This window comes from Streptococcus oralis ATCC 49296 (genome assembly GCF_000185265.1).
GTDB lineage: Bacteria > Bacillota > Bacilli > Lactobacillales > Streptococcaceae > Streptococcus > Streptococcus oralis_BC.
Map to the genome: position 1 here is coordinate 519,977 of NZ_GL622183.1, position 18,649 is coordinate 538,625.

The following is an 18,649-nucleotide window of genomic DNA, read 5'->3' on the forward strand; positions in this document are numbered from 1 at the left end:
GATGGCAGATACGATGATTCCAGCCGGGATGACGGAAAAAGAATATTATGAAATCCATGCCAGTCAGGAGGAGTTTTTAGACTGGTACTACAATCAGGAACTCCCTCAATATGAAAAACCAAGTGTGACAGTAGATATGGTAGCCTACTGCTTTGTCGAAGGAAAGATCAAGCTCCTGCTGATCCGTCGCAAGGCTCACCCTTATCAGAATTGTTTAGCCTTAGTTGGAGGTTTTATGGACAAGGGAGAAGATGCTGCACATGCCTGTCAGCGCGAGGTGAGAGAAGAAGTCAATCTCAACCTACCTTTGGAGAAAATCGAGCAATTGATGACGGTATCGACCCCCGGGCGTGACCCCCGGGGCTGGACAGTGACCATTGCCCACTTAGTGTACCTACCTAGTCGTGCCTTAGACCTCGTTCAGGCAGGTGACGATGCCAAGGATGTGGTTTTTGTAGATGTCGATTTTCAGACAGGCAAATGCTACCTAGATGGAGTCGAGCTGGAGGAGCAAGCCTTCGCCTTTGACCATTATGCCATTATTCAAGAGTCCATCAAACGAATCCAAGGCCGTCTCGACTGGAACCCGACCTTCCTCTATCTGCTGGAAGAGGAGTTCACTGTCTATGAAGGAACCGAACTGGTCAATCTCATCAACCCCGGTCGCCCAATCGTCAGCAATAACTTTCTCGTAAAATACGGAGAATATGTAGAAGAAGTCGGACTCAAACGAGTACCCAAAAAGAAACCAAGAAAAACCTATCGATTGAAATAAAAAGTGAGGTCGGGACAAAGTTCCCGACCTTTTTATTTATCATCATTTTTTATGAATGGTTATCTTTCTTAGGATTGCTCAACATGTGAGTAAAGAAGTCTTTATATCGATACTTGAGATAGTTCTCATGTAAAAATAACAAAGCGATATAAACAATCAAAAAGATTGTAGTCAGATAGAAGACATCAAATGCAGTTCGCGCATAGTAAGTGGCTGATTGATAAGAGGCAATAGCTCCCAAAATCAACCAAGGAAGATACTTGTAATACTTATTTAGCATAAGAGTGCACCTCCTATATTCTATTTCAATGTCATTATATTCCTTTGTCTAACACAATACAAGCGATTACACAAAGATGATGTAAAAAATAGGACTCTAATCTAAAAAATTTTCTATTTTTCGTTTCAATTACGAATAGAAATAGTAGAGAGAAATTTTTTTAAAATAGTTTCTCTAAATAGTTGACAGATTCAAAGCCTAATGTTACAATTATATTACAAAAAGATTTCTTAACATTTCAAAAATGTTACAAAGGAGTAGAAAAATGAAAAAGAAAACCTATATCAAATTGATGGCAGCGACTGTATTGGCTTCTACCTTGCTACTAGGAGCTTGTGGAAATAAAAACGAAACCACTCAAACCAGCAGCTCTGCCAAGACAAGTCAATCATCAAGCTCTAAAGCAGCTTCTTCTAGCAAAGAAAGCAAGACACAAAAATCTTCAAGCTCAGCTTCATCTGAAAAGGCTCAGGCATCTTCTGGTCAGTCTTCTACAACGGCAGATCAGTCACAAGCGAAACCGGCACCTGAATCAAGACAAGAACAAGCAGCTCCTAGTCAACAAGCTCCATCTCAGGCACCTTCAACTCAGCAAGACTCTCAAGCCCAGTCTAACCAGTCGGGCTATGATCCAACAACTGACCGCAAACTTCAAGACAAGCAAGCAGAACACAACAAACGCTACAAGGGTGTTTTAACCATGGTCGATGGTGACTTCTCAGCAGCTGCAGGCAACTGGAAGGGAGCGAATGGCGAAACCATTACAGTTTCATCAGGGGGGCAATTCACAGTAGAAACTGCAGATGGAAAGAAAGAAAATTATTCTATCAGAGGCTACTCTTACACCCTTGATGATGGTAAGTATAATGCCAAAATCGGTGGAGGAAAAATCATCCAAATTACAACAGGTGCGGATGGTAAAGTTTCGAGCGTTTCCTTGATTCAATAATAGTATCTAGGTTTTCCTAGAATCTAAAAAAACCGTAAACTCAAGCGAGTTACGGTTTTTTCTATTATGCTTTGTCTAATTGCAAGAGGGCTTCAATCTCTGCTAGGGTGTTAGCTTGTGAAATGGCTCCACGAAGTTTGGCAGCGCCGGATGTTCCCCGGAGATAGTGAGGAGCGAGGCCTCGGAATTCACGAACTGCTACGTTTTCCCCCTTGAGGTTAATCAAGCGTTTCAAGTGTTCGTAAGCAATTTTCATCTTGTCTTCAAAAGTCAAATCAGGGAGAATTTCTCCTGTTTCAAAGTAGTGGTTGATCTGGTTAAAGAGATAGGGATTTCCCATGGCTGCGCGGCCAATCATGACAGCGTCAGCCCCGACTTCTTCGATACGCTGTTTAGCTTCTTGTACCGTACGGATATCACCATTTGCGATAAATGGAATCTTGGTCAGAGCTTGAGCAACCTTGTGTAGGGTCTCGAGGTCTGCGTGACCTGTGTACATTTGTTCGCGGGTACGACCATGCATGGCAAGGGCAGAGACACCAGCAGCCTCAGCTGCGAGAGCATTCTCCACTGCTAGGGATGGATCAGACCAGCCAGTGCGCATTTTGACAGTGAGGGGGATATCAAGGACAGATTGGACCTTGTTGATGATAGAGTAGATCTTGTCTGGATCCTTGAGCCACATAGCGCCAGCTTCGTTTTTCACGATTTTGTTAACTGGGCAACCCATGTTGATATCGACGATATCGGTCTTAGTATTTTCTTGGATGAATTCTGCTGCGCGAGCGAGGCTGTCTTCGTCGCTACCAAAAAGTTGGATAGAAACTGGGTTTTCGCCTTCATCGATATGAAGCATGTGTAGGGTTTTTTCATTATTGTATTGGATTCCCTTGTCAGAGACCATTTCCATGACAACGAGTCCTGCACCGAGCTCTTTTGCGATGGTGCGAAAGGCTGAGTTAGTAACTCCTGCCATGGGTGCTAAAACAGTACGATTGGGAATCTCAACATTGCCAATCATAAAAGGTGTATTAAGATTTGTCACGAATGAGTTCCTCCAGGTCGTTTTCATCAAAGTTATAAGTTGTTTGGCAGAATTGACAAGTAATTTCTGCCCCATGGTCTTCCTCTTTCATTTCCTCTAGGTCTGAAGTTGGAAGGCTGGCAAGAGCGTTCATAAAACGGTCTTTACTGCAGTCACATTGGAAACGAATTTCTTCTTCAGATAGACGTTTGTAGGATTCGTCACCATAGATAGCCTTGAGGAGGGCTTCGATATGGTCATCGCTTTCCAGAAGGGTTGAGATGGCTGGCATTTCTTGGATGCGTTTTTCAAAGCGGGCAATCTCTTCTTCCTTGGCTCCTGGCAAGACTTGGAGAAGAAAACCACCGGCAACTTCGACCTTGTCGTCTTTGTCTAAAAGAACATTGAGGCCGACTGCTGAAGGGGTTTGTTGACTTTCTGTCAGGTAATAGGCCAAGTCTTCACCGATTTCCCCAGAGATGAGAGGAGTCATGGAGTTGTAAGGATTTCCAGTGCCATAGTCTGTGATAACGAGAAATTGGCCATTGCCGACAAAAGGACCGACTAGGACTTCACCCGTTGCAGTTTTTTTGATATCTACACCGGGATTTTGCACATAGCCTTTGACATTTCCCTTAGTATCTGCAACTGTGATGATGGCGCCGAGAGAGCTCGTTCCCAGAACTTTAACTGTTAGTTTGGTATTTCCTTTTTCATTGGCTGCGAGAATTTGGCTAGCGATAAGGGTGCGACCAAGTGCGACAGTTGAACTGGCTTGAGTTTGATGTTTTTCTTGAGCAGTGCGGACGGTTTCCGTGCTATCAAGGACAAAAGCACGAAAGGCTCCGCTTTCTGATATAGTTTTAATAATTTTATCCATAGCTACTATTTTAGCATAAAAATGCCTAAAGGGGGAGTCGTGTGTTTGCTGTCCTTCTTTAAACTGTTTAATTTCTGATGACTGGTATAGGAGATTTATAGAAATGGAAAATTTCGTTCACATTTACTTTTAACATTTTAACTTATCTTAAAATAAGCTAAAACCAATTTTTAAGTTATGGTAAACAGTTGAAAAAAAGGTTGATAAAGTGGTAAAATGTTAGGAAGATAAGATGCTAACAATACATACTGATAGCTAATAGAAATAATATATTAATGGATAGCTTATGAAAAAACAACGAAATTTACATGTATTCTTAGGCCGGACGGCTCTATATTTTGTAATCTTACTTGGTTTGCTTTATTTTTTTAGTTACCTTGGTCAGAGCCAAGGCACCTTTATTTATAATGAGTTCTAGTTTAAAGGAGAAGAGGAACAGTGTCTAATAAACCGATAAAAGATATGATTGAAACGATTGAGCACTTTGCTCAAACACAACCAACATATCCTGTCTACAATGTTTTAGGCCAAGAACATACTTATGGTGATCTGAAGGCTGATTCAGATAGTTTAGCTGCAGCTATTGATCGACTTGGTTTGCCTGAGAAATCTCCTGTTGTTGTCTATGGTGGACAGGAGTATGAGATGCTGGCTACCTTTGTTGCGCTGACTAAGTCAGGTCATGCCTACATTCCAATTGACAGCCATTCGGCCTTGGAACGAGTTTCTGCTATCGTAGAAGTTGCAGAGCCAAGTTTGATTATTGCCATCTCAGATTTTCCATTGGAGCAAGTCTTTATGCCAATGATGACTTTAGCTCAGGTTCAAGAAGCTTTTGCTCAAGCTTCCAGCTACGAGATGACCCATCCAGTCAAGGGAGATGACAACTACTACATCATCTTTACTTCTGGTACGACTGGTAAGCCTAAGGGAGTGCAGATTTCCCATGATAATCTTCTCAGCTTTACCAACTGGATGATTACAGATAAGGAATTTGCGACGCCAAATCGTCCACAAATGCTGGCTCAGCCCCCTTATTCTTTTGACCTATCTGTCATGTACTGGGCGCCAACCTTAGCACTGGGTGGTACGCTTTTTGCTCTTCCTTCAGCCATTACTCAGGACTTCAAAAAACTCTTTGCGACGATTTTTTCCTTGCCCATTGCTATCTGGACCTCAACACCGTCCTTTGCAGATATGGCCATGTTGTCAGAAGACTTTAACAGCGAGAAAATGCCTGGCATCACGCATTTCTACTTTGATGGTGAAGAATTGACGGTCAAAACTGCTCAAAAACTGCGCGAGCGATTCCCAGATGCTCGTATTATCAATGCCTATGGTCCAACAGAAGCGACAGTAGCTTTGTCAGCAGTTGCCGTCACTGATGAGATGTTGACGACTCTCAAACGCCTGCCAATCGGCTATACCAAGGCCGATTCTCCGACCTTTATCATTGATGAGGAAGGTAAGAAAGTTCCAAATGGTGAGCAAGGAGAAATCATTGTTTCAGGGCCAGCTGTTTCAAAAGGCTATATGAATAATCCTGAAAAAACGGCAGAAGCTTTCTTTGAGTTCGAAGGTCTTCCAGCCTACCACACAGGGGATGTAGGAACCATGACAGATGAGGGATTGCTTCTCTATGGTGGACGCATGGATTTCCAGATTAAGTTTAATGGTTATCGCATTGAGCTGGAAGATGTCTCTCAAAACCTCAACAAGTCTCGCTTTATCGAGTCGGCTGTTGCTGTCCCACGTTATAACAAGGACCACAAGGTACAAAATCTACTGGCCTATGTCATCCTAAAAGACGGTGTCCGTCAGCAGTTTGAGCGTGATATCGATATTACCAAGGCTATCAAGGAAGACCTAGCAGATATCATGATGTCCTATATGATGCCGTCTAAGTTTCTTTATCGAGATAGTTTACCACTAACGCCTAATGGTAAAATTGACATCAAGGGCTTGATCAATGAGGTAAACAGCCAATGATGGAGCTTTATAAACAGCTACCTCATTTGGAACCTTATGGTGATCTTCAGTACTTTTTATACGTAATTGCTGCGACTTTACCTATCTTTATTGGTCTTTTTTTCAAGAAACGTTTTGCCTTGTATGAGGTGCTTGTTAGTCTCTTCTTTATCGACACCATGTTGGTCGGTGGAAAGACGAATCAAATAAACGCTTTGATCCTTTATGTTATCTGGCAAGTGCTGCTTGTATCTTTCTACAAAAGGTACAGGAAAAAGCGGGATAGTAAATGGATATTTTACCTGGTTAGCTTTCTATCCCTATTGCCTATCGTCTTTGTGAAAGTATCTCCTGCTATTCATGGACCTCAATCTTTGTTTGGATTTTTAGGGATTTCTTACTTGACCTTTCGTGCAGTTGGGGTTATCGTTGAGTTGAGAGACGGTGTCATCAAGGAATTAACGATCTGGCAATTCTTACGTTTTCTTCTTTTTATGCCGACTTTCTCAAGTGGTCCCATTGATCGTTTTAAACGCTTCAATGAAAATTACGAGACCATTCCTGAGCGGGATGAGCTGATGGATATGCTAGAAGAGGCTGTCAAATATATCATGCTGGGCTTCCTCTACAAGTTTATCTTGGCTCACATTTTAGGAGAGACACTATTGCCTCCGCTGAAAAATTTGGCCTTGCAGACAGGTGGTTTCTTTAACCTCTACGCTTTAGCGGTCATGTACACCTTTGGTCTGGAGCTCTTCTTTGACTTTGCGGGCTACTCTATGTTTGCCTTAGCCATTTCAAACTTGATGGGTATTCATAGTCCTATCAACTTTAACAAGCCCTTTTTGTCAAGGGATTTAAAAGAGTTTTGGAATCGCTGGCACATGAGTCTGTCTTTCTGGTTCCGTGACTTTGTCTTTATGCGGATGGTCATGGTGTTGACCAGAAAGAAGGTCTTTAAAAATCGCAATGTGACCTCAAGTGTAGCCTATATTCTCAATATGCTGATTATGGGATTTTGGCATGGTGTGACCTGGTACTATATCGCCTACGGACTTTTCCATGGGATTGGGCTAGTCATCAATGACGCTTGGGTTCGTAAGAAAAAAGCGCTCAATAAAGAACGGAAAAAAGCTGGAAAGGGTTCCTTACCTGAGAATCGCTGGATTCAGTTGCTTGGCATGGTTGTCACCTTCCATGTCGTGATGGTTTCATTCTTAATCTTTTCTGGATTTTTGAATGATTTATGGTTTAAAAAATAAAAGGATATAAAAAATGGATATCAAATCAGAAGTTATTGAAATTATTGATGAGTTGTTTATGGAAGATGTTTCTGACATGATGGATGAAGATCTTTTTGATGCCGGTGTCTTGGATAGTATGGGAACGGTTGAATTGATTGTTGAGATTGAAAACCGTTTTGACATTCGTGTTCCAGTGACGGAGTTCGGTCGTGATGACTGGAATACGGCTAATAAAATCGTAGCAGGTATTACGGAGTTGAAGAATGCTTAAACGCTTGTGGCTGATCTTCGGGCCTATCTTCATTGCTGGATTTTTGGTTCTTCTACTCATCTTTTTTTATCCAAGTACAACAAGCCATAATCTGACGGAGGAAAAATACTCAGCGGCTTCTGTTAGTGCAGAGAGTTTTAAAGAGAGAAGCCAAAAAGTAAGGGCTCTTACGGATCCAAATATGCGTTTTATTCCTTTTCTAGGGTCTAGTGAATGGATTCGATTTGATAGTGTCCATCCAGCTGTTTTAGCGGAAAAATATCATCGTCCCTATCGTCCTTACTTTCTAGGTCAAGCAGGAGCAGCCTCTCTCAATCAATATTTTGGCCTACAGCAAATTTTGCCAGAAATAGAGAATAAGCAGGCAGTATTTGTCATTTCCCCTCAGTGGTTTACGGAGACAGATTATGAACCCGCAGCGTTTCAGAGATTTTTTAACAGCGACCAATTGACAGCTTTTTTGGGAAATCAATCTGGTGACATTGCTGCAAAGCATGCGGCTATTCGATTGTTAAAGCAGAATCCTAATGTTGCATTAAAAAGCATTGTTCAAAAACTGTCAAAGGGTGAAGAATTATCAGATGTTGATCAGGTTGCTATTGATATTTTTGCGCGATTCAACGAAAAACAATCCGCTCTCTTTGGACAATTCTCCATTCGAGGACAACTCAAGTACAAGGAACACGTGGAGAACTATTTAAAAGATCTTCCGGATCAATTTTCTTATGATGAGTTAGAAAAAATTGTTCGTAAGGACGCAGAAGCAAATACGACCAATAACGATATGGGGATGGAAAATCATTTCTATACAAGAGAGATTCAAAAGGATTTAAAAAAATGGGAAGGATATCAAAAAAATTACAACTTCCTCAAGTCCTCTGAGTACAATGATTTGCAGCTGGTCCTCAATCAATTTGCTAAGTCGAATGTCAATGTGCTCTTTGTTATTCAGCCGGTTAACAAGAAGTGGATGGAGTACACAGGGCTCAGCGAGGAGATGTACCAGCATGCAGTGGAGAAAATTCGTTACCAATTAGAAAGTCAGGGTTTTACCAATATTGCTGATTTTTCAAAAAATGGAGGGGACCCTTATTTTGTTAAAGATACCATTCATCTAGGATGGTTAGGTTGGCTAGCTTTTGATAAGGTTGTCAATCCTTTCTTGACGGATCCGAAACCAGCTCCAGACTACAAGATGAATGACCGCTTCTTTAGCAAGGACTGGGCGACCTATGATGGGAACATCAAAGATTTCCAATAAAATGAGCTAAAAGTTTGGGATTTAAACCCAAGCTTTTTTGTTTAAATGGCGAATATTTAAGATGCAAATAGGTCAAAAGTTTCAAAATTTTTAGAAATAGCGTATAATATAAAAGAGAAAAAGAAAAGAAAGGGATTTTAAAATGAACAAACGTTCTTTGTTACCTGTCTTATCGACAGCCCTGTTAGCTCCAGCCTTCTTAGCTGGACAAGTATACGCTGAAGAAGCAACAACTTCTGCAGAAAGTTCAGCTGTCGTAGCGACTCCTGCTACGTCGGCGACCCCAGCTCCTGTTGAGAGCCCTGCGGTACCGGAAACTTCAGCAACTTCGGCAACTTCAGAAGCAGTTGCACCTGCAGAAACTCCGTCAGCTCCTGCCGAATCTCCTAAAGGCGAAGAAAAGGACACCGTTATATTACACACCAATGATGTCCATGGTCGTATTGTAGAGGAAAAAGGAGTAATTGGAGATGCCAAGTTAGCGACTGTCATTGAGCAGGAGCGTGCAAAATCAAATCAAAATACTCTGGTTGTTGACGCGGGAGACGCTTTCCAAGGTTTACCGATTTCCAACTCTACTAAGGGTGAAGCACGCGCTGAAATTCTCAATCAGATGCAGTATGATGCCATGGCAGTAGGAAACCATGAGTTTGACTTTGGTCTTGATGAAGTTAAAAAATACAAGGAAATCTTGAAATTCCCATTACTTAGTTCAAATACCTACGTCAATGGTGCTCGTCTCTTTGAAGCTTCCACAATCGTTGATAAAGATAAGACTGTGGAAGGTGATGAGTTTGTTGTAATCGGCGTGACAACACCTGAAACTGCTACAAAAACCCACCCTAAAAACATTAAAGGGGTAACTTTTACAGATCCAATCTCTGAAGTCAATAAGGTCATCGAAGAAGTTCAAGCCAAGGCTCGTGCAGAAGGTAAGGACTACAAACACTATGTTGTGCTTGCTCACTTGGGTGTAGATACCACAACTCCAGTCGAGTGGCGTGGTTCAACCTTGGCAGAAGCTCTCTCTAAAAATCCTCGTTTGAAAGGGAAACGCGTAACAGTAATCGACGGTCACTCTCATACAGTAGAATCAACGACCTATGGAGATAATGTTACCTATAACCAGACGGGAAGCTACCTTCATAATGTAGGAAAAATCACCTACAAATCACGTCAGCTTTTGGGCAATCCAACTCAGATTCCGGCTGCTGATGCTAAAAAATTACCAGCCAATCCAACAGTTGAAAAACTAGTCAAAGACATTAAACAAAAATACGATGCTGAAAATGCTGTTGAAGTCGTTTCAAACAGCCCTGTAGAACTCAACGGAGATCGTGAAAATGTTCGGGTTCGTGAAACTAACCTCGGAAACGTCGTAGCGGACTCCCTCTATCAGTATGGTCAAACAGGATTTAGCCATCCGACTGACATCGCTGTGACAAATGGCGGTGGCTTGCGTGAAACTATTGCAAAAGGCAAACCGATCACTAAAGGAAATGTCATTGCCGTTCTTCCATTTGGAAATACCATCTCACAAATTCAAGTGACTGGGCAACAAGTCTTGGATATGTTTGAAAAATCACTCGGATCTATCTTGCAGGTCGATAAGGATGGCAAGAAGGTCTTGGATGAGAACGGGCAACCATTGCTAGAACCAAGTGGTGGCTTCTTGCAAGTTTCAGGTGTGAAGGTCTACTATGATACTAATCTACCATCAGGAAAACGTGTCTTGGCCATCCAGGTCAAAAACCGTGCGACTGGTCGTTATGATCTTCTGGACCTCGCAAAAACTTACTACCTTGCAACTAATGATTTCTTAGCTGCAGGTGGTGATGGCTACACGATGTTAGGTGGTGCGCGAGAAGAAGGTCCTTCTATGGATGCAGCCTTTGAAGAGTATCTTAAAACCGCTGATTTGACTCAGTATGAAAAGATCAATCCGAACTCACGGACGATTTCTGTGGATTCTAAAAACTTTAGTCTGCCAGTAGAAACGCCTCAAACGAATGCAGCTGCTAACGATGCGACTACAAATGTGCCATTGACTTATGAGGTGGCGGGGCAATTTAGCAAGAAGGCAGTTGTCTCAGAAAAAGCCCTCCCAAATACAGGAAGTGAACAGTCCATCTTCTTGCTCTTGATGGGAATGGTAGCTGGTTTGGCAGGTATCTTATCGAGTCGAAAACCAAAGCAAAAATAGGTTAAATTTTACATCTAGAAGAGTCTAGGGAAACGTTTTTACGCCTTTTTCCCTTGACTCTTTTTTGGTTTATGATATAATTAACCAGTAAAGAATCGGTGGCTATCTCTATTTTTTACGAAAGGATAGCTTGGGAAGGAGTAACACATGAGACAGCTTGCACAGGAAATCGATAACTTTTTAAACGAGGTGATCTTGAGATCTGAGAACCAGCATGAAATTCTGATCGGGCATTGCACGAGTGACGTAGCCTTGACCAATACTCAGGAACACATCCTCATGCTCTTGTCGGAAGAATCCCTAACCAACTCGGAGTTGGCTCGTCGTCTCAATGTCAGTCAGGCGGCAGTGACCAAGGCTATCAAGTCTTTGGTCAAAGAGGGTATGTTAGAGACATCCAGAGATCCAAAGGATGCGCGTGTGATCTTTTATCAACTGACAGAACTAGCTCGACCAGTGGCAGAGGAACACCACCATCATCATGAACACACGCTCTTAGCCTATGAACAAGTGGCAAGTCAGTTTACTCCAGATGAACAAGAAGTTATCCAGCGGTTTTTAACTGCTTTAGTAGGAGAAATCAAATAATGAGGTATATTACAGTAGAGGACTTGTCTTTCTATTATGACAAGGAACCTGTCCTCGAGCACATCAACTATAGTGTTGATAGTGGGGAGTTTGTCACCCTGACTGGTGAAAATGGAGCTGCCAAGACAACGCTTATCAAGGCGAGCCTAGGCATCTTGCAGCCAAGATTTGGTAAGGTAACCATCTCAAAGACAAACACTCATGGGAAAAAACTTAGGATAGCTTATCTTCCCCAGCAGATAGCCAGTTTTAATGCTGGTTTTCCAAGTACGGTTTATGAATTTGTCAAGTCGGGTCGTTATCCGCGAAAAGGCTGGTTCCGTCGCTTGAATGCTCATGATGAGGAGCATATCAAGGCTAGTCTAGACTCAGTTGGTATGTGGGAACATCGTGACAAACGAATTGGTTCCCTCTCGGGAGGGCAAAAGCAACGAGCAGTGATTGCCCGGATGTTTGCTTCTGACCCAGATATTTTTGTCCTGGATGAGCCGACAACAGGGATGGATGCTGGAAGCAAAAATGAATTTTACGAACTCATGCACCATAGTGCCCACCATCATGGTAAGGCTGTTTTGATGATTACCCATGACCCTGAGGAAGTCAAGGACTATGCGGATCGCAATATTCATCTAGTTCGTAACCAAGATTCGCCATGGCGTTGTTTCAACGTTCACGAAAGCGATCAGGAGGTGGAACATGCTTAGTTTGTTATCTTATGATTTCATGCAGCGTGCCTTCTTGGCGGTCATTGCCATGAGTCTCTTTTCTCCAGTTCTTGGGACCTTCCTTATCTTACGTCGTCAGAGTCTCATGAGTGATACCCTCAGTCACGTTTCTCTGTCAGGGGTAGCCTTTGGTCTGGTTTTGGGAATTTCTCCAACTATTTCAACCATCGCTATTGTCTTGATCGCTGCGGTCTTTCTAGAGTATCTCCGGACAGTCTATAAGAACTTTATGGAAATCGGGACTGCCATCCTCATGTCAACAGGACTTGCAGTGTCTCTTATCGTGATGAGTAAGGGGAAAAGTTCGAGCTCCATGAGTTTGGACCAATATCTCTTTGGTTCGATTGTGACCATTAGCCAGGAGCAGGTGATATTCCTCTTTGCCATTGCTGCGGTCGTTTTGCTCTTGACTTTCTTGTTCTTGCGACCAATGTATATCCTGACTTTTGATGAGGACACGGCCTTTGTGGATGGCTTGCCAGTTCGTACCATGTCTATCCTCTTTAACATGGTGACAGGGGTGGCCATTGCCCTTATGATTCCAGCAGCAGGAGCTCTTTTGGTATCGACCATTATGGTCTTGCCAGCTAGTATTGCCCTTCGTCTGGGGAAAAACTTCAAATCCGTTATGTTACTAGCCAGCGCTATTGGCTTTTTGGGAATGGTGGCAGGTCTCTATATTTCCTACTATGCAGAAACACCTGCCAGCGCTAGTATCACCATTATCTTTGTAGCTGTCTTTTTGTTAGTCAGTCTACTGAAACGTTTTATCAAATAGGAGAATGAAATGAAAAAACTGAGCTTACTACTAGCTAGTCTATGTGCCCTGTTTTTAGTGGCTTGTTCCAATCAAAAACAGGCAGATGGGAAGCTGAATATCGTGACAACCTTTTACCCTGTCTACGAATTTACCAAGCAAGTCGCAGGAGATACTGCTAATGTAGAACTTCTAATCGGTGCTGGTACAGAACCCCATGAGTACGAACCGTCTGCCAAGGCAGTTGCTAAAATCCAAGATGCAGATACCTTTGTCTATGAAAATGAAAACATGGAAACTTGGGTTCCAAAATTGTTAGAATCCTTGGATAAGAAAAAGGTGAAAACCATCAAGGCGACAGGTGATATGCTCCTCTTGCCAGGTGGTGAGGAAGAAGAGGAAGGGCATGATCATGGCGGTGAGGGGCACCATCACGACTACGATCCCCACGTTTGGCTTTCACCAGCACGCGCCATCAAACTGGTAGAGCATATCCGTGACAGCTTGTCAGCAGATTATCCTGATAAAAAAGAGACTTTTGAAAAGAATGCGGCTGCCTATATCGAAAAATTGCAAGCCTTGGACAAGGCCTACACAGATGGCTTGTCTCAAGCTAAACAAAAGAGCTTTGTGACCCAGCACGCTGCCTTTAACTACCTTGCCTTGGACTACGGTCTCAAGCAAGTATCCATCTCAGGTCTCTCACCAGATGCAGAGCCATCAGCAGCACGTTTGGCAGAATTGACCGAGTATATCAAGAAAAACAAGATTTCTTATATCTACTTTGAAGAAAATGCCTCACAAGCCCTCGCCAATACACTTTCAAAAGAAACAGGTGTCAAACTAGACGTGCTCAATCCGCTAGAAAGTCTGACAGAAGAAGCAACCAAGGCTGGTGAGGACTATATCTCTATCATGGAGAAAAACCTCAAGGCTCTCAAGCAGACAACAGATCAAGAAGGACCAGAAATCGAACCAGAGAAGGAAGAAAACACTAAGACAGTTCACAATGGTTACTTTGAGGATGCAGATGTCAAGGACCGCACCTTGAGTGACTATGCTGGTAACTGGCAGTCGGTCTATCCTTTCCTTGAAGATGGAACCTTTGATCAAGTCTTTGACTACAAGGCTAAGTTGACTGGTAAGATGACTAAGGATGAGTACAAGGCCTACTATAGAAAAGGCTATCAGACAGATGTGACCAAAATCAACATCACGGACAACACTATGGAATTTGTTCAAGGTGGCCAAAGCAAGAAATTCACCTACAAGTATGTCGGCAAGAAAATCTTGACTTATAAGAAAGGCAATCGTGGCGTGCGCTTCCTCTTTGAAGCGACAGATGCGGACGCTGGACAGTTCAAGTATGTTCAGTTTAGTGACCACAATATCGCCCCAGTCAAGGCAGAACATTTCCATATCTTCTTTGGAGGTACTAGCCAAGAAGCCCTCTTTGAAGAGATGGACAACTGGCCAACCTACTACCCAGATAACCTATCTGGCCAAGAAATCGCCCAAGAAATGTTGGCGCATTGATGCAAGAGAAAATCCCGCAATCTGCGGGATTTTTTGGTAGAAATGATTAGGTAGTTAGGTATTATAGTACCACAGCTGTGCAGCTCGCAATGTGGTAAAGAAGTCATTTTCTACTGGCTGATTCTCACTAGCTGACGAATGCAAAAGCTACGATTGTACAAATTATAGAATCTTTTCAGGGGATTTAGGAAGGAATCTTAGGCATATTGACGCTGCTATCGCTTTTTGTTATAGTCAAGGAGAGAGTGGCCTGGAACACTAGTTTATTCACAGTCTGTGGATAAGTCTGGGTGGAACAGAACATTTAGCTAATATCCTAGAGGGGTCTTGAGAATTGCCCCGGAAACTAGTAACGGGCTAGCTTTCTAGTAGAAATCCTAGTCTAGTAGGGATTTGAATAGGTCTGCCTGAGGGAGACAGGTTCAAAGTATAAGAGCTAGCTTCTGTAGAAGCTGATTTTTAGGCATGTTTTCTTATCCACAACTTGTGGATAACTGTAGAGAGTCAGCTTGTAGATCAACTTCAGGTCCAAGTTTCATAAAAGAAGAACCTTTGCGCGGTGCAAAGGTTCTTTTGGTTAGGAGTGATTTGGTAGCCAGCTGAGGGTGAAGGTCAGTTGCTCAGCTTTCAAGAGGTCTTGGTGTTGAAGGCTAGATACTATGGTCTTGTCCAATCGGCATTCTTTGACAAAGTTGAAATGGCTGTGGTTTTGCTCGGCATGGATATCCAGCCATTTATTTTCCTTAGCCAGGTAGATACGGAGGTGGTCAAAGAGAGGGATTCCGAGGTCGTAGCTTGGTTTGCCTGGACAGGTCGGGTAGAATCCAAGAGCTGACCAGATGTACCAGGCAGAGAGACTGCCATTATCCTCATCGCCAGGATAGGCTTGCCAGCTTGGGTGAAAGGCTTTCTGACGTAGCGTCTTGATGAGAAGAGCGGTATAGTCAGGGTAGTCGCTGTAGCGGAAGAGATAAGGAATGTGGAAGCTCGGTTGGTTGGAAATGGCGATTTGCCCAAAAGGAGCGGTAGCCATCTCGCTCATCTCGTGAATCTCGTAACCATAACCAGTCGTCTCAAAGAGAGGAGCGTCCTGACAGGCTTTCAAAAGGTAGTGGCTAAATGCTTCTTTTCCGCCCATCAGTTGGATTAAGCCTGGGATGTCGTGGAGGACGCCTAAAGTCGCTTGAATAGCAGAACATTCGGCATAATCGCGTCCCCAACTATAGGGGGAAAAGTCAGGTCGGAAGTTTCCTTGGCTATCACGCGCACGCATGTAGCCTGTCTCAGCGTCAAAGAGATGGCGGTAATTCTGCGATGCGACCTTATAAGTCTGGGCGATGTCATTTTGATCAAGCTTTTCAGCGCAGTTGGCGATACAAAAGTCGCTATAGGCATAGTCAAGGGTGTGGCTGACGCTTTCGTGGTGGTCGGTAGAGAGATAACCTAATTCTTGGTATTGTGTCAAACCGTGGCGACCGTTGATGCCAAGAGGGTCGGGCTTAGTTGCCGTCTCCAGCATGGCTTGAAGGAGTTCTTCTTCCAAGTCGGGGGCCATTTCCTTGCAGGCACTATCTGCGATAATGCCATCTAAAAGGGTACCAGGCATCATGCCACGTTCATCTGGGGCTAGCCATTTTGGAAGGAATCCAGTATCGCGGTAGCTATTGAGGAAACCTTCTAGAAAGCGATGATAGTGTTCTGGTATGATAAGAGCAAAGAGGGGGAAGGTGGTGCGGAAGGTATCCCAGAAACCATTGTTGCTAAAGAGGACACCAGGCTTGACAGTACCAGAAGTCATGTCCATGTGGATGGCTTGCCCTGACTCTCTCACTTCATAAAATGTCTGTGGGAAGAGGAAGAGTCTGTAGAGGCAGTGATCAAAGAAGATTCGGTCGGCTTCCCCTGTCTCTAGTATGTCAAAACGATGGAGGAGGTCTTCCCAGTCTGCTTTCGCACTTTCTTTACAGCTATCAAAGTCCTTTTGAGGTAGATTAAGCAGAGCTTGAGAAGGCGATATGAAAGAAGTCGCTAGTTGAATCTCGGCATGGCTATCTGCGAAGTCAATCCGCCAGTTTCCACCTTCTTGGCTGATGGCAAGAAGATCCGTGTTCATTTTCAGGGACGTGAACATCGTTAGTGGATTTTTGTTGGTCTCAGTTTTACCTTCTTGTCGCAGGGCAAGAGTTCGCTTATCTACTTGCTCTACTGTCAGTTCATCTACTGCGTGAAGATAGAGGGAGAGGGCTTTGCCTTGCTTTTGCTCCAAACGAATAGAAGCGCCATAGCAAGTCGGTGTGAGCTGGGTTTCAATCTGATAGTGCAGGGAGAAAATCTTCAGATAATGGGGGTGGAAGGAGGCTTTTTCGATATCATAAGAAGACTGGCGATGAAAGAGACTGTTTCCACCAGGCTGACCTGTGACAGGTGTCAGGAGTAGCCAAGAGTAGTCGCCAATCCAAGGACTGGGCTGGTGGGTTAGTCGAATCCCCTGAAAAATAGGTAGATGCGGATCGAAAAGCCAAGCTCCCTCCTGGTCACTGGTCTGGGGCACAAAATAATTCATCCCAAAAGGCACGCCTGTGTAAGGCAGGGTATTTCCCCGAGAAAAGGCGTGTTTGCTGGCAGTCCCAAAGCGGGTATCGATGGTTTCAAGTAGTGTTTTCATAAAAAAGCTTTCTGTTGGAGTTTTTGTTTAGTATAACATGAAATTGCCAATAACCGAATTTTAAAAAGTGAATGCACCTATAAATTTCGGTTAATAATTTACAAATATTCATTCTTTTGTTAGAATGGAGACAATAAAAAAGAAAAGGGGATTTTTTTATGAGTGATTCGGTAAATAATGTGAATAACGAAGAATCTGTAGAGAAGGTTGAAAACACGCCTGTAGAGGATGTGAAGTCAGTTGCTACTCAAGAACCAGAAACTGTGGAAGAAACTGCTTCTGAGCAAGCAAAAGATGACCAATCTGAAGAAGTGGTGGAAGAGAAAGATTCTAAATCAGAACAGAAAGAAGATGCAAAAGCTTCAGCTCAACAAGTAGTTGAAAAAACCAAAGGGCTGTTTGCAACGAAACGCAAAGAAATCATTGCAGCTCTTGTGGCAGTAGCCGTTATTATTGTGGCATTTGTGGGATACAATGTTATCCAGTCACAACCAAAAAGCTTGATTGGCGACGTTAAAGTTGAGTTCTCAGGTTATGAAGAATCTGGAACGGTAACTTATAATAGTCAAGATATTGCTGAGAAAGTAGCAGAAATAGCATACCAAAAAGTAGGCTTTAATAAAGATCAGGCAGCTGGTTTGGCTAAAAAAGATCCTATTATTTACGCAGAGGTGTCAAGAGATGGCAAGTTGGCGTCTAAATTGATACAAGCAGAAGCGATGATTAGTAGTGTCCATTATGAATTTGACAAAACAAATGGTCTCAAAAATGGGGATGAAGTTACGTTCACTGTAACAACAAGCTCAAAAAACTCACCATTTAAAGCTGAAAAGAAAACTTTCAAAGTTGAAAACTTGAAAGAATATGAGAAGGTATCAGCGGCTGATTTGCTCAAAGAAACTCCTGTGACATTTACTGGATTTAATGGGTATGGCATAGCGTCTATTACAGAAAATCCTAATAAAGACGCCTATTTCAACTTTGAAGATAACAAACGTCCGACAAACTTGAAGAACGGAGATACAGTTACTCTTACTGTTAGTGTGACCTATATTAATGAGTTAAAATCAAAAGGAAAAGTTGTTGACAACAATAAAGTTGAGGTGACTGTTGAAGGGTTGAAAGACTTAAAAGATGTGAAGAACTTTGCGGATCTTCTGAAAAAGAATGATGACTATAGCAAGTCTGAACATCAAAATAGCTCCTTTAGCACCTACACTCTAGAGTCGCAAGGCAGTTATTTGAAAGTTATCCCAGAAGAGAACAAAAAATCAAATGGAAAAGTTTCGTTGATAACAGTTTATAAAGTAACTTGGTCAAGTGGCAATTCAAAAGAAGTTCGTTACAAATACTATGGTTATCAAGCTTACCTGTTGAAAGATGGCAATCTAGATCTTGATGCTGCTTCTAAAGTATCAAGCTGGGGATCAAAAGATTTAGAAGGTCTAAAAGCTGAACTGGCTACCGAAGGTTATAAGGCTTACGAAGAAAAGAAAAGTGAATAGAAAAGTTGGGGGAGAGCC

Annotated in this window: 17 protein-coding genes; 13 read left to right on the top strand and 4 right to left on the bottom strand. The window is 42.8% G+C overall.

Going from position 1 to position 18,649, the window contains the following annotated elements; all coding sequences use genetic code 11:
- Position 1 precedes the first annotated feature (1 nt).
- Positions 2-775, top strand: coding sequence for an NUDIX domain-containing protein (locus HMPREF8578_RS04815; RefSeq protein ID WP_000785863.1), 774 nt, complete (start codon positions 2-4; stop codon positions 773-775).
- Positions 776-824: 49 nt separating this feature from the next.
- Here the strand turns inward: HMPREF8578_RS04815 and HMPREF8578_RS04820 are convergent, their stop codons facing one another.
- Positions 825-1,055 (bottom strand): hypothetical protein, encoded by a 231-nt coding sequence (locus HMPREF8578_RS04820; RefSeq protein WP_000933123.1) that lies wholly within the window; start codon positions 1,053-1,055, stop codon positions 825-827.
- A 265-nt stretch (positions 1,056-1,320) separates the two neighbouring features.
- Here HMPREF8578_RS04820 and HMPREF8578_RS04825 point away from each other — a divergent pair, with 265 nt between their 5' ends.
- Positions 1,321-2,004 carry a hypothetical protein gene (locus HMPREF8578_RS04825; protein WP_000730905.1) on the top strand — a complete coding sequence of 228 codons (684 nt, stop codon included), beginning with the start codon at positions 1,321-1,323 and terminating at the stop codon, positions 2,002-2,004.
- Between the two features lie 64 nt (positions 2,005-2,068).
- On the opposite strand, the gene dusB is transcribed toward HMPREF8578_RS04825, so the two are convergent.
- Both dusB and hslO read right to left on the bottom strand, forming a co-directional pair.
- Positions 2,069-3,049, bottom strand: a complete 981-nt coding sequence (gene dusB / locus HMPREF8578_RS04830; protein ID WP_000183316.1) for a tRNA dihydrouridine synthase DusB — start codon at positions 3,047-3,049, stop codon at positions 2,069-2,071.
- Positions 3,036-3,908, bottom strand: coding sequence for an Hsp33 family molecular chaperone HslO (gene hslO, locus HMPREF8578_RS04835; RefSeq protein ID WP_000357859.1), 873 nt, complete (start codon positions 3,906-3,908; stop codon positions 3,036-3,038). Before hslO ends, dusB begins: the two co-directional genes overlap by 14 nt.
- Positions 3,909-4,194: 286 nt before the next feature.
- On the opposite strand from hslO, the gene HMPREF8578_RS0102140 reads away from it, so the two are divergent.
- The 10 genes from HMPREF8578_RS0102140 (at position 4,195) to adcA (ending at position 14,461) form a co-directional block, all read left to right on the top strand.
- Positions 4,195-4,326 (top strand): teichoic acid D-Ala incorporation-associated protein DltX, encoded by a 132-nt coding sequence (locus HMPREF8578_RS0102140; protein ID WP_008276434.1) that lies wholly within the window; start codon positions 4,195-4,197, stop codon positions 4,324-4,326.
- 20 nt (positions 4,327-4,346) lie between these two features.
- Positions 4,347-5,897, top strand: coding sequence for a D-alanine--poly(phosphoribitol) ligase subunit DltA (gene dltA, locus HMPREF8578_RS04840; protein WP_002892823.1), 1,551 nt, complete (start codon positions 4,347-4,349; stop codon positions 5,895-5,897).
- Positions 5,894-7,138, top strand: coding sequence for a D-alanyl-lipoteichoic acid biosynthesis protein DltB (dltB, locus tag HMPREF8578_RS04845; protein ID WP_000970387.1), 1,245 nt, complete (start codon positions 5,894-5,896; stop codon positions 7,136-7,138). The genes dltA and dltB overlap by 4 nt, the downstream gene beginning before the upstream one ends.
- Before the next feature lie 13 nt (positions 7,139-7,151).
- Positions 7,152-7,391 (top strand): D-alanine--poly(phosphoribitol) ligase subunit DltC, encoded by a 240-nt coding sequence (gene dltC / locus HMPREF8578_RS04850; protein ID WP_000351968.1) that lies wholly within the window; start codon positions 7,152-7,154, stop codon positions 7,389-7,391.
- Entirely contained in the window at positions 7,384-8,652 is a 1,269-nt protein-coding gene (gene dltD, locus HMPREF8578_RS04855; protein WP_000919841.1) for a D-alanyl-lipoteichoic acid biosynthesis protein DltD, read from the top strand. The genes dltC and dltD overlap by 8 nt, the downstream gene beginning before the upstream one ends.
- Positions 8,653-8,794: 142 nt before the next feature.
- Entirely contained in the window at positions 8,795-10,855 is a 2,061-nt protein-coding gene (nt5e, locus tag HMPREF8578_RS04860; RefSeq protein WP_001042708.1) for a cell surface ecto-5'-nucleotidase Nt5e, read from the top strand.
- Between the two features lie 147 nt (positions 10,856-11,002).
- The gene (gene adcR / locus HMPREF8578_RS04865) at positions 11,003-11,443 is read left to right on the top strand and encodes a zinc-dependent transcriptional regulator AdcR (RefSeq protein WP_001249327.1); all 441 of its coding nucleotides are present in this window, start codon (positions 11,003-11,005) and stop codon (positions 11,441-11,443) included.
- Positions 11,443-12,147, top strand: coding sequence for a metal ABC transporter ATP-binding protein (locus HMPREF8578_RS04870; RefSeq protein WP_001269483.1), 705 nt, complete (start codon positions 11,443-11,445; stop codon positions 12,145-12,147). Before adcR ends, HMPREF8578_RS04870 begins: the two co-directional genes overlap by 1 nt.
- A complete protein-coding gene (locus tag HMPREF8578_RS04875; protein WP_000950023.1) occupies positions 12,140-12,946 on the top strand; it encodes a metal ABC transporter permease in 807 nt (268 codons plus the stop codon). The genes HMPREF8578_RS04870 and HMPREF8578_RS04875 overlap by 8 nt, the downstream gene beginning before the upstream one ends.
- A 9-nt stretch (positions 12,947-12,955) precedes the next feature.
- Positions 12,956-14,461, top strand: coding sequence for a zinc ABC transporter substrate-binding lipoprotein AdcA (adcA, locus tag HMPREF8578_RS04880; RefSeq protein ID WP_000736540.1), 1,506 nt, complete (start codon positions 12,956-12,958; stop codon positions 14,459-14,461).
- A gap of 577 nt (positions 14,462-15,038) precedes the next feature.
- Here adcA and HMPREF8578_RS04885 read toward each other — a convergent pair.
- Positions 15,039-17,126, bottom strand: coding sequence for a GH92 family glycosyl hydrolase (locus HMPREF8578_RS04885; RefSeq protein ID WP_000854336.1), 2,088 nt, complete (start codon positions 17,124-17,126; stop codon positions 15,039-15,041).
- 158 nt (positions 17,127-17,284) lie between these two features.
- On the opposite strand from HMPREF8578_RS04885, the gene HMPREF8578_RS04890 reads away from it, so the two are divergent.
- On the top strand, positions 17,285-18,631 hold the full coding sequence (locus tag HMPREF8578_RS04890) for a hypothetical protein (RefSeq protein ID WP_001285368.1): 1,347 nt from the start codon (positions 17,285-17,287) through the stop codon (positions 18,629-18,631).
- Positions 18,632-18,649 lie beyond the last annotated feature (18 nt).